Origin of the sequence: Nonomuraea sp. NPDC050680 (genome assembly GCF_040654555.1) — a bacterium.
Taxonomy (GTDB): Bacteria; Actinomycetota; Actinomycetes; order Streptosporangiales; family Streptosporangiaceae; genus Nonomuraea.
The window spans coordinates 444,202-457,253 of sequence record NZ_JBFAIF010000004.1 but is presented as its reverse complement, the minus strand read 5'-3'; the positions used below and the strand labels follow the sequence as shown (position 1 = coordinate 457,253).

At 71.0% G+C, this 13,052-nt stretch carries 9 protein-coding genes and 1 pseudogene; 8 read left to right on the top strand and 2 right to left on the bottom strand.

Annotated features, from left to right (window positions below):
- Nucleotides 1–33: 33 nt before the first annotated feature.
- The 4 genes from AB0H88_RS17790 to AB0H88_RS17775 all read left to right on the top strand — a co-directional run bounded on the left by AB0H88_RS17790 (nt 34) and on the right by AB0H88_RS17775 (nt 6,398).
- Nucleotides 34–1,155, top strand: a complete 1,122-nt coding sequence (locus AB0H88_RS17790) for an amidohydrolase family protein (protein WP_357645587.1) — start codon at nt 34–36, stop codon at nt 1,153–1,155.
- A 53-nt stretch (nt 1,156–1,208) separates the two neighbouring features.
- Nucleotides 1,209–2,438, top strand: coding sequence for a M20 family metallopeptidase (locus AB0H88_RS17785; protein WP_357645585.1), 1,230 nt, complete (start codon nt 1,209–1,211; stop codon nt 2,436–2,438).
- A gap of 99 nt (nt 2,439–2,537) precedes the next feature.
- Nucleotides 2,538–5,447 (top strand): glycoside hydrolase family 2 TIM barrel-domain containing protein, encoded by a 2,910-nt coding sequence (locus AB0H88_RS17780; protein WP_357645584.1) that lies wholly within the window; start codon nt 2,538–2,540, stop codon nt 5,445–5,447.
- 141 nt (nt 5,448–5,588) lie between these two features.
- On the top strand, nt 5,589–6,398 hold the full coding sequence (locus AB0H88_RS17775) for a methyltransferase domain-containing protein (RefSeq protein WP_357645582.1): 810 nt from the start codon (nt 5,589–5,591) through the stop codon (nt 6,396–6,398).
- Between the two features lie 41 nt (nt 6,399–6,439).
- Here AB0H88_RS17775 and AB0H88_RS17770 read toward each other — a convergent pair whose 3' ends face one another.
- Nucleotides 6,440–6,592 carry a hypothetical protein gene (locus AB0H88_RS17770; RefSeq protein ID WP_357645581.1) on the bottom strand — a complete coding sequence of 51 codons (153 nt, stop codon included), beginning with the start codon at nt 6,590–6,592 and terminating at the stop codon, nt 6,440–6,442.
- 494 nt (nt 6,593–7,086) lie between these two features.
- Complete coding sequence (gene tuf, locus AB0H88_RS17765; protein ID WP_357645579.1) at nt 7,087–8,283, bottom strand: elongation factor Tu; 1,197 nt, start codon at nt 8,281–8,283, stop codon at nt 7,087–7,089.
- A gap of 349 nt (nt 8,284–8,632) precedes the next feature.
- Here tuf and AB0H88_RS17760 point away from each other — a divergent pair.
- The 4 genes and pseudogenes from AB0H88_RS17760 to AB0H88_RS17745 form a co-directional block, all read left to right on the top strand.
- Nucleotides 8,633–9,016: pseudogene (locus AB0H88_RS17760) on the top strand (PAS domain-containing protein); the annotation flags it as partial.
- 214 nt (nt 9,017–9,230) lie between these two features.
- Complete coding sequence (locus tag AB0H88_RS17755; RefSeq protein ID WP_357645577.1) at nt 9,231–9,863, top strand: PP2C family protein-serine/threonine phosphatase; 633 nt, start codon at nt 9,231–9,233, stop codon at nt 9,861–9,863.
- Between the two features lie 100 nt (nt 9,864–9,963).
- On the top strand, nt 9,964–11,499 hold the full coding sequence (locus AB0H88_RS17750) for a serine/threonine-protein kinase (protein ID WP_357645575.1): 1,536 nt from the start codon (nt 9,964–9,966) through the stop codon (nt 11,497–11,499).
- A complete protein-coding gene (locus AB0H88_RS17745; RefSeq protein WP_357645573.1) occupies nt 11,499–12,959 on the top strand; it encodes a protein kinase in 1,461 nt (486 codons plus the stop codon). The genes AB0H88_RS17750 and AB0H88_RS17745 overlap by 1 nt, the downstream gene beginning before the upstream one ends.
- The last annotated feature ends 93 nt before the right edge of the window (nt 12,960–13,052 follow it).

Here is a 13,052-nt window from a genome sequence, read left to right as displayed (position 1 = left end):
CTCAGGCCCCCACCGCCGGACACAATGGACTTCATGACGGACCTCGTCGAGACCATCGAACGGCTCGAGCTGGTCGACCACCACGTCCACGGAGCCACCGCGCACGACCTGACGCGTACCGCGTTCGAGGAGCTGATCACCGAGTCGGACCGGCCGGTGCCGCACTGGATGACCCAGTTCGACTCCCAGGTCGGCCACGCGATCCTGCGCCACTGCGCGCCTGTGCTCGGCCTCGACCCGCACCCCACGCCCGAGGCATACCTGGCCAGGCGGGCCAGGCTGGGCGCGGCCGAGGTCAACACGCGGCTGCTGGCGGCCTCCGGAGTCGGGCACTTCCTCGTCGAGACCGGCTACCGGGGCGAGGAGATCCTCAGCCCGGCGGGCATGGCCGAGGTCAGCGGCCGGCCCGCCGACGAGATCGTCCGCCTGGAGTCGGTGGCCGAGCAGGTCGCCGAGGGGGATGCGGCCGGGTTCGCCGACCGGTTCGGCGCGGCGCTCCACGAACGCACCCGTACGGCCCGCGGCCTGAAGACCATCGCCGCCTACCGCCACGGCCTCGACTTCGACCCTGAGCGGCCCGGCCCGGCCGAGGTCGCCGAGGCGGTGGGCCGCTGGCAGGAGGAGGGCGGGCGGCTCCGGGACCCGGTGCTGCTGCGCCACGTCATCTGGGCCGGTATCGATCGGGGGCTGCCCCTGCAGTTCCACACCGGGTTCGGCGATCCGGACCTCGACCTGCGCCGCTCCGACCCGCTGCTGCTGCGCGGGCTGATCGAGCTGGCCGAGCCGACGGGGGTGCCGCTGCTGTTGCTGCACTGCTACCCGTACCAGCGTCATGCCGGGTTCCTCGCCCAGGCCTATCCGAACGTCTACTTCGACGTGGGCCTGGGCCTCACCTACACGGGTGCGCGCGGCGCCCAGGTGGTCGCGGAGAGCCTGGAGCTGGCGCCGTTCGCCAAGATCCTCTTCTCGTCGGACGCCTGGGGGCCCGCTGAGCTGCACCATCTCGGGGCCGAGCTGTGGCGGCGGGCGATGGCGCGGGTGCTCGGCGGCTTCGTGGCCGACGGCGAGTGGTCGGCCGCCCAGGCGGTGCGCGTGGCGACCATGGTGGGGGCCGAGAACGCCCGCCGCGTGTACGACCTCAGCCCGGACGGGTGAGGACGGCGGCGAATTGGGCACCGGGAAACAGAAGTGACGAGAGGAGTACGTGAGTGAGCCCGGGGGAACTGCTGCGCGAGGCACTGCTGGCCGAACTGCCCGCCGCCGTGAAGCTCAGGCGGGAGCTGCACGCGCAGCCGTGCGTGTCCGGGGAGGAGGGGCCGACGCTCAAACGCGTGCTCGACGCGCTGTCGGGCGGCCTCGTGGAGTACGTGGCGGGCACCGGCGCCGTGATCAGGATCGGTTCTCCCGGCCCCGCGGTCGGCGTGCGCGGCGAACTCGACGCGCTGCCGATCGCCGAGCGCACCAGCGTCCCGTGGGCCGCCACCAGCGGCGCCATGCACGCCTGCGGTCACGACGTGCACCTGGCCGCCGTGGTCGCCCTGGCCCGCGCGGTGGCGAAGGTCCGCGCGGTCGTGGACGCCGGAGTGGAGGAGGCCGGGGACCCGGGCTCGACGGGGCTGTCCGCCTGGAGCTGGGACGAGATCGCGCCGCTGGTCGTGGTGTTGCAGCCGCGCGAGGAGACCTACCCCTCCGGCGCCTTCGACGTGGTCGAGTCCGGCGTGCTCGACCGGCACCAGGTACGCGCCATGATCGGCGCGCACGTCCAGCCCGTGCTCGCCGCCGGGGTGGTGTCCTGCACGCCGGGGGCGGTCAACGCCTCGGCCGACGAGTTCGAGCTGACCGTCAGGGGTGCCGAGGGTCACGCCGCCTACCCGCACCTGGCCCGCGACCCCGTCGTGGCCATGTCGCAGATCATCGTGGCCGCCCAGCAGATGGTCAGTCGCGCCGCCGACCCCATGGTGCCCACCGTGGTCACGTTCGGCATGGTCAACGCGGGTACGGCGCCGAACGCCATCCCCGGCGAGGCCGTGGCCCGAGGGACGCTGCGGACCATGTCCGAGTCGTGGCGCCGCGGCCTGCACGACCGGTTCACGCAACTGGCCGAGGACGTGGCCAGGGCGCACGGCTGCCACGGCGAGGTACGAGTCCTGCCGGGCGAGCCGGTGCTGGCCAACGACCCGGCGCTGGCCGTACAGACCGGCGAACTGCTGCGGCACCAGGGATGGACGGTCACCGAGGAGCTGCGCTCGTGCGGCGCGGACGACTTCGCGGCCTACGCCTCGGTGATGCCGTCGCTGATGATGTTCGTCGGCGTCGACACGGCCGCCGGGCTGCACAGCCCGGAGTTCCTGCCGGGAGACGACGGCGTGGCGGCCACGGCGGAGGCGCTGCTGGCCGGATATCTCACAGCGGGGGGCCGACCGGCCCGCGCGAGATGACGCCGCTGTCCGATTACACCGGGACGGACAAGAAACTCACCAATACTCACCAATACTCATCAATGACGAAACCGCCCAGAACCTTTAGGCTCGGCGGCGATGGATCTCGAAAACTTCGCACCCGGTTCGGGCCGCCTCGAACCCAGGGCCGCACTACGTTCTGATGCCCCTTCCCTCAACCTGAACGGCGACTGGCGCTTCCGCCTCTCGCCGTCCGCCGGCCTGCCGGACGACTTCGCCGATCCCGGCTACGACGACTCCGCCTGGGCCACCCTGCCGGTGCCGTCGCACTGGCAACTGCACGGGCACGGCTCGCCCGCCTACACCAACGACCTCTACCCCTTCCCCATCGACCCGCCGCACGTGCCGAACGAGAACCCGACCGGCGACCACCGCCGCGTGTTCGACCTGCCCGAGGGCTGGACCGGCGGGCGGCTGCGGTTCGAGGGCGTCGAGTCCTTCGCCCGGGTCTGGCTGAACGGCCACGAGCTGGGCTACTCGACCGGCAGCCGCCTGCCCGTCGAGTTCGACGCCGGACCGTGGCTGGTGCCGGGCCGCAACGTGCTGGCCGTCCGCGTCCACCAGTGGTCGGCCGCCAGCTACCTGGAAGACCAGGACATGTGGTGGCTGCCCGGCATCTTCCGGGACGTGTCACTGACCCGCTCGGCCGCCGACGTCTTCGTCCACGCCTCCTATGCCGACGGCCGCGGCACGCTGAGCTTCGATGGTCCCGGCCGGCTGGCCATCGCCGAGCTCGGCGTCGCCGACCTGGCGCCCGGCACCGAGATCACCCTCGACGCCGAGCCGTGGACCGCCGAGACGCCCCGCCTGTACGAGGCCGTGGTCACGCTGCCCGGCGAGTCCGTACGGGTGCGCGTGGGGTTCCGCACGATCTCCATCGAGGACGGCGTGCTCCTGGCCAACGGCCGTCCGCTGCTGCTCAAGGGCGTCAACCGGCACGAGTTCCACCCCGAGCACGGCCGCGCCGTACCGTACGAGACCATGCGCGCCGACGTGCTGCTGATGAAGCGCCACAACGTCAACGCCGTCAGGACCAGCCACTACCCGCCGCACCCCGACTTCCTCGACCTCTGCGACGAGCTCGGCCTCTGGGTGATCGACGAGTGCGACCTGGAGACGCACGGCTTCGGCCACGTCGGCTGGCGCGGCAATCCCACGGACGACCCGCGCTGGGCCGAGGCGTGCCTGGACCGGATGAGCCGCACGGTCGAACGGGACAAGAACCACCCGAGCGTGATCATGTGGTCTCTCGGCAACGAGGCCGGAGTCGGCCGGAACCTGACCCTCATGGCCGACTGGACCCGGCAGCGAGACCCGTCGCGGCCGATCCACTACGAGGGCGACCGCTCGTGCGCCGACACCGACGTGTACTCGCGGATGTACGCCTCGCACGCCGAGGTGGAAGCCATCGGGCAGGGGGTGGAGGACCCGCTGACCGACCCCGAGCTCGACGCGCGGCGGCGGGCGATGCCGTTCGTGCAGTGCGAGTACGCCCACGCGATGGGCAACGGGCCCGGCGGCCTGGCCGACTACCAGGAGCTGTTCGAGCGCTATCCACGGCTGGCCGGCGGGTTCATCTGGGAGTGGATCGATCACGGGCTGGCACACCCGGAGTTCGAGTACGCCTACGGCGGTGACTACGACGAGCCGGTACACGACGGGAACTTCGTGATCGACGGGCTGGTCTTCCCCGACCGGACGCCCTCGCCGGGGCTGCTGGACCTGAAGAAGGTGTTCGAGCCGGTCCGGTTCGCCTTCGACGACCAGGCCCAGGTCGTGCGGGTGGCCAACCACCACGGGTATCGCGACCTGTCGCACCTGACGTTCGTCGCGGTGGTCGAGGAGGAGGGGGTGCCGGTCGCCGAGTTCCCGCTCGAGGTGCCCGCGACGGGTGGCGAGGTCAAGCTGCCCGACCTGCCCGGTGGGGAGGGGGAGCGCTGGCTGACGGTACGGGCGGTGCTCGCCGCCGACCAGCCGTGGGCCGCCGCCGGACATGAGGTGGCATGGGGGCAGACCCGCCTGTCTGCCGAAGCCGGACTGTCTGCCGAAGCCGGACTGTCTACCGGAGCCGGACTGTCTGCCGGAGCCGGCCCATCTGCCGGAGCCGGACTGTCATCCGGCGCTCAGGACGGCCTGACCTCCGGAGCCCAGGACGGGGCTAGTCCGGGGTCCGGTGGCCGGGGCGTCGGTTCTGGGGCGGACTTGGAGTTCGACCCCGCTACCGGGCGGCTGACCCGCCTGTTCGGGATCGAGGTCGAGGGGCCGCGGCTGGAGCTCTGGCGGGCGCCGATCGACAACGACACCTACGGCGGGCTGGCCGATCGCTGGCGGCAGATCGGCCTGCACCGGCTCACCCACCGAGTTGACGCCGTGGAGACCGGCGACGGGCTGACCGTCCGCGCCAGGGTCGGACCGGCGGCCACCGACCTGGGCCTGCACGTGGTCTACCGGTGGACCGCCACGGACGGCGGGCTGGAGCTGACCGTGGACGTCGAGCCGGACGGGGAGTGGAGCGTGCCCCTGCCGAGGCTCGGCCTCGTGATGGCGCTGCCCGCCGCGTTCGGCGACGTCACCTGGTTCGGCAGGGGGCCCGGCGAGGCGTACCCCGACACCGGCATGGCCGCCAGGGTCGGCCGATGGTCGGCCACCGTCGAGGACCTGCAGACGCCGTACGTCTACCCGCAGGAGAACGGACACCGGGCCGATGTCCGGTGGGCCGAACTGGGCGGCCCGTCCGGCGGCCTCCGGGTGACGGGCGATCCGGTCTTCGGACTCACCGCCCGCCGGTGGACCACCGCGGAGCTGGAGACGGCCCGCCACCGGCCGGACCTGAAGCCGGGTGACCGGGTGCACGTCAACCTGGACTTCGCTCAGCACGGCGTCGGCACCGCATCGTGCGGTCCGGCCACGCTGGCGCAGTACGAACTCCACGCCCGGCCTGCCACCTTCCGTCTCCGCCTCACCCCGACGGGAGCACCCGACGCCTGACGGCCTCGGGTCTGACGGCCTCGGGCTTGACGGCCCGGGGCCTGATGGCCTGAGGTCTCACCCCCCGCCCTCAGGCCTGTTGCCCGCCGCGAGTCTCCCTTTCCTGCGCAATAACCCCCCCTCTGTCGCTAAGGAGTCGTCATGGATGCCAAGCAGTACATGGCCGGTGTGTTCGACCGTGCGTCCGGCACCTACGAACAGGTCGGCGTGCCGTTCTTCGGCCCTGTGGCCGCCGAGCTGGTACGGCAGGCCGCGCCGGAGCCGGGTGACCGGGTGCTGGACGTCGGATGCGGGACCGGCGCCTCGCTCGTCCCGGCGGCAGGGGCGGTGGGTCCGACGGGCCGGGTGGTCGGGCTGGACCTCGCGCCGGGGATGGTCGCCGCCACCACGGCCGAGATCGAGCGGCACGGCCTGACGCACGCGACGGTCCTCCAGGGTGATGCGGAACGGGCCGAGGAGTTGCTGCCCGGAGAGCGGTTCGACGTCGTACTGGCCGGGATGATGCTGTACTTCCTGCCCGACCCGCTGGCCGCCGTACGCTCCATGACCGGCCTCCTCCGGCCCGGCGGTCGGCTGGCCGCCAGCCTGCTGGCCCAGGCGAGTCCGGCCGAGGCCGAACTGCTCGGCCTCGTGGCGCGGGCCCTGGCCCCGTACACCGCCGACGCGGGCACCGCCCCCTTCCACCGCACCCTCAACACGGCCGAGGAGCTGACCGAGCTGCTCGTGGCGGGCGGCCTGGAGGGGGTCCGCTGCGAGGACGTGGTGTTCGAGGTGGTCGTCGAGGCCGGACAGGTGTGGGACTGGCTGTGGTCGGCCGCCCGCCGCGCCTCCCTGGAGACGATCCCCGAGGCCCGCCACCCGGAGGCCAGGGCAGCCCTGGAGGACGCCCTGGCGTACGAGACATTCGTGCTACCCCGCACGGTGCGATTCGCGACCGGGACCCGCGTCTGACAGGACACGACGGCCCCGGGCGGATCGCCGGGGCCGCGTGGTCAATCGAACAGGCCGTTCTTCGCGCCGGTTATGAACTTGTCCCAGACGGCCTGGCGGAGAACCCACGGCTGGATGTCGGGCTGCTCTGTGTCGCGCGGGGTGACGCGGCTGTCGGGAAGCGCCGCGCTGCGTACGCAGCCGAGCCGATCCACGATGCGTTTGATCTCGTGGGGCTTGTCTACAACGCGACCGAGGAGTGCTGAGCCGCAGTACCTTGGCCTCTATGACGGCACTGGATGATCTTGTGCGGCGAGTGCCGCCACCTGCGGTACCGGTGGACGGGCACGGGGATTGGCGAGTCGCGGAGACGGCACTGGGGTTGGGCCTGCCAGACGACTTCAAGGCGCTGGTGCGGCGGTACGGTCGAGGCGAGTTCTGCGATCTCCTCTTCACGTATCCGCCGTTCGGGCAGTGCACGCTGATTGACTACGCGGTCCGGCTGCTGGATGGCGAACGTACTGTCCGGGACGAGTTTCCAGAGGACTATCCGTATCCGCTGTACCCGGAGCCGGGCGGGCTGCTTATCTGGGGCGCACGTCAGCTCATAGGTCAGCCGTCAAAAGGTCTAGTGACAGAAAGCGACATGCCGGAGCGGGCACGTCGACCGTGCCCGCCCCGGCCGCGTGGACCGTGCTCGCGCCGGACGTCAAGCAGGCGCGTCCACCACGTCCAGCACCTCCAGTACGGTGCCCGCGCCGACCGTCAGGCCGCCTTCGCGGATGGCGAAGCCGAGGCCCGGCTCCAGAGGGACGGCCTTGCCCAGTTCGACCCGTACCTCGATCGTGTCGCCCGGCTGGGCGGGGTCGTCCAGGAGGAGCCGGCCGGGTACGTCGGTGGTGCGCAGGTAGAACTGCGGCCGGTAGCCGGACGCGATCGGCCGGCGCCGCCCGCCCTCCTCCGGCGTGAGGAGGTAGATCCGGGCGGTGAACGACCGGCGGGCCCGCTGGCTGCCGGGCGCGGCCAGCACCATGCCCCGCCGCACCTGGTCGCGGCGGACACCGCGCAGCAGCACGGCGGCGTTGTCACCCGCCTCACCCCGCTCCATCGTCTTGCCGAACGTCTCCACCCCGGTCACCACCGCGCTGAATCCCGTACCGGACTCGTCGTCGAACCCGACGACGCCCACCGAGTCGCCCACGCGGACCGCGCCACGCTCGATGGCGCCCGTGACGACCGTGCCCCGGCCGGTGACCGTGAGCACGTTCTCCACCGGCATCAGGAACGGCGCGTCCACGTACCGGACCGGCACCGGGATGTGGTCGTCGACCGCCTGGAGCAGCGCGTCGATGGACGCCGTCCACTCGGGGTCGCCTTCCAGCGCCCGTAGCCCGGAGACCCGGACCATCGGGACGTCGCGGTAGCCGTGCTCGGCGAGCAGGTCGTGCAGCTCCAGTTCGACCAGGTCGGTCAGCTCCGGGTCGGCGCCGTCGGCCTTGTTGACCGCGACGACCAGGTGCTGGACGCCGACCCGCCGGGCGAGCAGCACGTGCTCCCTGGTCTGCGGCATGATGCCGTCCTGCGCGGACACGACGAGGATCGCGCCGTCGAGCTGCGCCGCCCCCGTGATCATGTTCTTCACGTAGTCGGCGTGGCCCGGCATGTCGACGTGGGCGTAGTGCCTGGTGTCGGTCTCGTACTCGACGTGCGAGATGTTGATCGTGATGCCGCGCACGGCCTCCTCGGGCGTGCGGTCGATCCGCTCGAACGGCGTGTACGTCGCCTGGCCGCGCTGCGCGAGCACCTTGGTGATCGCGGCGGTCAGCGTGGTCTTGCCGTGGTCGACGTGGCCCATGGTGCCGATGTTGAGATGCGGCTTGTTGCGGATATAGGCCTGCTTGGCCATGATCTCTTCCTTTTGAGTCCTGGATGTGCTGTGACCCGAACGGGGCCGACTACCTCCCCCCGCCGGGTCACACACAGGACTTACGGGAAGAGGTCAGCGCTCCAGGCCGTCGCAGGCACGCTCGAACGCGCCCGCGTGGGCGGGCGTCGCGAGGTGATCGTGCCAGAACATGAGGACCATAGTGAGGGGCTCAGCACCATCACGCAACGCAATATTCCCGGGAGAGGCAGGGCGGTATGCCGTAAGACGGCCTCACCTATGGTGACCAGGCAAAACACCTCATAGAGTGGGGGGCGTGAGCAGGCTCACCAGCTCTCGCCCGCCGGGCACGCGAAGGCCGACCACACCGATGGTCGACTATGCGGCCCTGTTCGCCGTGACGCCGTCCCCATGCCTGGTGCTGGACCCGGAGCTGATGATCGTCGATGTGAACGACGCCTATCTGCGCGCGACCGGCCGCACTGCCGAGGACCTGATCGGGCAGCACATCTTCGCCGCTTTTCCCGACAACCCCGAAGATCCCCACGCCAATGGCGTGAAGAATCTGAGCGCCTCGCTGCACCGGGTGCTGGCCGACCGGGAACCGGACACGATGGCGCTGCAGAAGTACGACATCCCCCTCGCCGGCTGTCCTGGAGCGTTCGAGGAGCGCTGGTGGTCTCCGATCAACACCCCCGTCCTGGCACCGGACGGGACGCTGGCGTGGATCATCCACCGGGTCGAGGACGTGACGGAGTTCGTCCGCTCCTTCGGTCAGCGGCGGGCCGGTGCCCGCCGCTCACCGGGGCGTGCGGAGATGGAGGCCGAACTGTACGGCAGGGCACAGGAACTGCAGCGGCTGAACGAGGAACTCCGCCTGGCCCACACCCGTGAACACCAGGTCGCGCTCGCCTTGCAGGAGGCCATGCTGCGCTGCCCCGACCTGGATCTGCACCCCCGAGATCGAGGTGCGTTACCTGCCCGCGGTGGAGGCGCTGAACGTCTGCGGCGACTGGTACGACGTCGTCGACCTGCCGGACGGCTGCTTCGCCGTCGCGGTCGGCGATGTCGTGGGGCACGGACTGGAAGCCGCCACGTCCATGGGGATGCTGCGCAGCGCGCTGAGCGCCGCGATCCGCGCCTTGAAGGAGCCGGCCCCGGCACTGGAAGTGCTCGGCTTGTACGCCCGTTCGCTCGAAGGGGCGCTGGCCACCACGGCGGTCAAGGCCGTGATCGACACCAGCAGGCGCCGCATCACCTACAGCAGCGCCGGCCACCCGCCACCCATCCTGCTCAACCTGGGCGACTCCTGCACGCTGCTGGACCAGGCCACCGACCCGCCGCTAGGTGCCCGTCGCGAACATGTCACCCGTCCCCAGGCCGCACTGTCCTACGCGCCCGGCGACACCCTCGTCCTGTACACCGACGGTCTCATCGAACGCCGCGATCGGGACATCGACGTCGGCCTGGCCCTACTGGCCGACGTACTCGCTCGCTCCGGCCGGCTCGACCCCGGGCACCTCGCCGACGCCCTCCTGTCCGGCATGGACGTCAGCAGTGGCGCCCGCGACGACATCGCCCTGCTCGTCGTCCGCCTGTGAATGGCGCATCCCAGAAAGTCGGGTTTACCCGACTGGCTCACTAGATCTGACATTTACCGCTATGGTGCCGAAGATCCCCTACCCTTGTCACAGGAGCCCCATGGCGCACGTCGAACCCCTCCGGGAGGGCGATCCCACTGCCATGGGTCCCTACCGGCTGTTCGGGCGCCTGGGCGCGGGCGGCCAAGGGGTGGTCTATCTGGGCCAGGGGCCCGACGGCAGGCCGGTCGCGGTCAAAGTGCTGCGCGAGGGACTCGCCAATGAGCGCTTCGCCAAGGAGATCGACGCGGCGCGCCGGGTGGAGCCGTTCTGCATCGCTCAGGTGCTCGATGCCTCGCTGGGCGGCCGGCCGTACATCGTGACCGAGTACGTCGAGGGGCCTTCGCTGCAGCAGGCGGGCCGTCACGTCGGCGCCGACCTGCAGCGGCTCGCGGTGGCGACCGCGACCGCGCTGGCGGCCATTCATCAGGCCGGCATCGTTCATCGCGACTTCAAGCCCGCCAACGTGCTGCTCGGACAGGGCGGCCCCCGGGTGATCGACTTCGGGATCGCCCGGTCCGTCGAATCGGGGCTGACGGCTACCAGCAGCATCGTGGGGACGCCCGCGTACATGGCGCCCGAGCAACTCGCCGGCGAGGGGATCGGGCCGGCCGTCGACGTGTTCGCGTGGGCGTCGGTGATCGTGTTCGCCGCCACCGGGGTGCCGCCGTTCGGTGAGGATTCACTGCCCGCGGTGATCAACCGGATCCTGCACAACGAGCCGCAGCTCGGCGAGCTTCCGCGACCCTTGCGCGCGATCGTGCTGGAGTGCCTGGCCAAGGATCCGGCGCGTCGGCCGGCCATGCGGGACGTGCTGCTGCAACTCCTGGGCGGGCACGCCCCCACCCCCGGCCGTCCGGACGGTGCCGGTGGCCTCGGACACGCCCCCGGGCGTCCGGACGGTGTCGGCGGCCGCGGTCCGGCGACGGTTCCCGGGCGGCGGCGCGGAACCAGGACGGTGCTCGTCGCGGGCGTCTCCGGGGTGGGAGCACTGGCTGTCGCGGGCGCCGCCGTCTGGGGGGCCATGAGCGTCTGGGGTCTCCAGGCACCGCGATCGAGTCCGCAGCCACAGGCACTCACCTCGACAGGGACGCCAATCTCGACGAAAACGCACCAGCGCCCGAAAAAGACCAAGGGTTCGTCCACCGGGAACCCGACGACCACGACGAAGCCGACCATCAAGAAGACCGCGAAGCCGACGCAGACTGTGAAGCCAACCCAGACCGTGAAGCCGACGCGGACCGGTTCCAAACCGACGACCTCGCCGTCGAAGGCATCATCGGGCAGCGGTTCCTTCCGGATCGTGTGGGTGCGAGTCATCGGTCCCCTGCACGCCGACTCCCCGGGCTGCGTGTTCAACCATGGCAACATCTCCGGCCTGGTCGAGGGGACCAAGCTGGCTACCAACTTCCGCTACGAATGGGTCCTGAACGGGAAGGTGGTGTCGCGCTCTGAGAGCGTCATCGCCGAAAGTCACACCCAGCAGGTCACCGGCCCGCTCGTGCAGACGAACGGCCCTCACCGGGTCACCCTCCGCCTCACCTCCCCCCAAGCGGTGTCGAAGGCTTTCACGTTCACCATCTGCCCGAGCGACTGATGAACCCTCTCCTGCCAGAAGATCCCCCGGCCGTGGGCCCTTACCGGTTACTCAGGCGTCTGGGCGCGGGCGGCCAAGGGGTGGTCTATCTGGGCCAGGGGCCCGACGGCAGGCCGGTCGCGGTCAAGCTGTTAGAAGACGGCCTGGCCGATGATCACCGCTTCGCCAAGGAGATCGACGCGGCCCGCCGGGTGGAGCCGTTCTGCATCGCTCAGGTGCTCGACGCCTCGCTGGGCGGCCGGCCGTACATCGTGACCGAGTACGTCGAGGGGCCCACGCTCCAGGAGGCGGGCCGTCACGTCGGCGCCGACCTGCAGCGGCTCGCGGTGGCGACCGCGACCGCGCTGGTGGCGATCCACCGGGCCGGGGTGGTGCATCGCGATTTCAAACCCGCCAACGTGCTGCTCGGCAGGGATGGGCCGCGGGTCATCGACTTCGGCATCGCCCGCGCCTCCGGTCATTCGCTGACGGTGACGAGCAGCATCGTCGGCACGCCTGCCTACATGGCGCCGGAGCAGATCGCGGGCGCCCCGCTCGGCCCCGCGGTGGACGTCTTCGCGTGGGCGTCGGTGATCGTGTTCGCCGCGACAGGTAGCCCGCCGTTCGGCAACGACTCGCTGCCCGTGGTGATCCGCCGCATCCTCCACGACGAGCCGTATCTGGGCGACCTGCCGGACCCGCTGCGCCCGATCGTGCTGTCCTGCCTGGCCAAGGACCCCGCCGCCCGGCCCGCCATGCAGGACGTCCTGCTCCGGCTCATCGGCGCCCCGCCCGCCGGTACGGCAGACGATCTGACTGGCCGTCGAGGCGGTACGGCGGGTCCTCCCGTGAGTAGCCCGCGCTGGAAGGCGATGCTGGCGGGCGCCGGGTCGCTGGCGGTGTCCGGAGCCCTGGTGGCCGGGGCGATCATGTTGTTGCCGGACCGAACGCCGACGGCCGCGCCCATCCCGTCGGCCACGGAGCAGAAGGCTTCCACGACGCCCAGTCCGCCGGCCAAGAAACGTGGCACCGGCAAGACACCCAGCACGCCGGCCAAGAAGTCGCGCCCCACCCGGACCGGCGGCTCGAACCCCACCAGCTCCGTCTCGCGGCAGCCGACGCCCAAACCCACGGCCTCCCCGCGGAAAACCACGACCACGGCCGCGGCCGCGGGGACCGTACGCCTGGCGTCGTTGACGCTGGACGGTCAGCTGACCGGACCGAACTGCTACTCGCCCAGCCTCTTCCCCGTCGCCCTGCTCAAGGGCCCGTCGGGCAAGCAGATCGAGTACGGCTACCGCTGGGTGGTGGACGGCCAGGACGAGGGATGGAAGACGGACTGGGTGACCGGGACGGTCAAGAACCAGCGCAACCCCTTCGGCGCCTTCGAGCCTGGCCGGCACACGATCGTCTTCCACTTGCTGACACCCTCGAAGGACCGCAAGAGCGTGTCGTTCACGGTGTGCGATCGGTACTCCTGAGCGCGTTGTCTGCCTGGCCCAGTGATTCGCGTTACGCGGTCGCGTTCATTGGTGTTTCGCACAACGGGAGCGGTGGCCTTCGTAGGATGTGCC

Excerpts from the sequence above, each read along its gene's own strand:
- AB0H88_RS17790 (WP_357645587.1), top strand. The coding sequence starts at position 34 with ATGACGGACCTCGTCGAGACCATCGAACGGCTCGAGCTGGTCGACCAC.
- AB0H88_RS17780 (WP_357645584.1), top strand. The coding sequence starts at position 2,538 with ATGGATCTCGAAAACTTCGCACCCGGTTCGGGCCGCCTCGAACCCAGG.
- AB0H88_RS17775 (WP_357645582.1), top strand. The coding sequence starts at position 5,589 with ATGGATGCCAAGCAGTACATGGCCGGTGTGTTCGACCGTGCGTCCGGC.
- AB0H88_RS17745 (WP_357645573.1), top strand. The coding sequence starts at position 11,499 with ATGAACCCTCTCCTGCCAGAAGATCCCCCGGCCGTGGGCCCTTACCGG.
- tuf (WP_357645579.1), bottom strand. The coding sequence starts at position 8,283 with ATGGCCAAGCAGGCCTATATCCGCAACAAGCCGCATCTCAACATCGGC.
- AB0H88_RS17750 (WP_357645575.1), top strand. The coding sequence starts at position 9,964 with ATGGCGCACGTCGAACCCCTCCGGGAGGGCGATCCCACTGCCATGGGT.